This window comes from Pontibacter rugosus (assembly GCF_042678745.1).
In the GTDB taxonomy this organism is placed as follows: domain Bacteria; phylum Bacteroidota; class Bacteroidia; order Cytophagales; family Hymenobacteraceae; genus Pontibacter; species Pontibacter rugosus.
This window is the reverse complement of the sequence record NZ_JBHTLD010000576.1, coordinates 1-518: the sequence shown is the minus strand read 5'-3', so window position 1 is coordinate 518 and position 518 is coordinate 1. Positions and strand designations below refer to the sequence as shown.

Below are 518 nucleotides of genomic sequence, written 5' to 3'. Positions count from 1 at the left end.
CAGTAGAGCAGCAGAGCCATTACCACCGCAAACGGCAACCGGCCGGCGCGGCCCCGCACCACGGCCACTGAGGCTACGCCCAGCAACCCCAGCAGCAGCAGATTTTCGAGGCCCGCCGCCACGTAGCGTACCGAGTCGCCCTCCCAGGGCCAGGGGCGCACCAGCGTGTTGAGGGCGGCCACCGGCGCATGGCGCACCACGCTTTCGGTGGTGGGCTGCAGATTGGGGTAGCGCAGGTGGGGCCGGTCGGCGGAAACGCGGAGCAGGGCGGTGTAGTTGCGCTGGAGCTGGGAGGTAAATTTATTGGGCCGGAAAAGCGTGCTCACCTCCCCTGCCGCCCAGCTTCCGCCGGCCAGCAGGCTCAGCAACAGCGCCAACTGCACCAGTCGGTTCCGGGCCAGCCCCAACTGCTGCAACACCCGAATCAGCCCCAGCCCGGCCAGCACCCCGAACAGCACCACGGCGAAGAAATAGCGCATCTTGAAGTGCAGCAGCGCGGCGGCCAGCAGTCCCGCCAC

At 68.3% G+C, this 518-nt stretch carries 1 protein-coding gene; it reads right to left on the bottom strand.

The window, feature by feature from the left end:
- Positions 1 to 518, bottom strand: a 518-nt coding sequence (locus ACFQ2O_RS22545; protein ID WP_377533307.1) for a hypothetical protein, incomplete at both ends; no start/stop codon positions are given.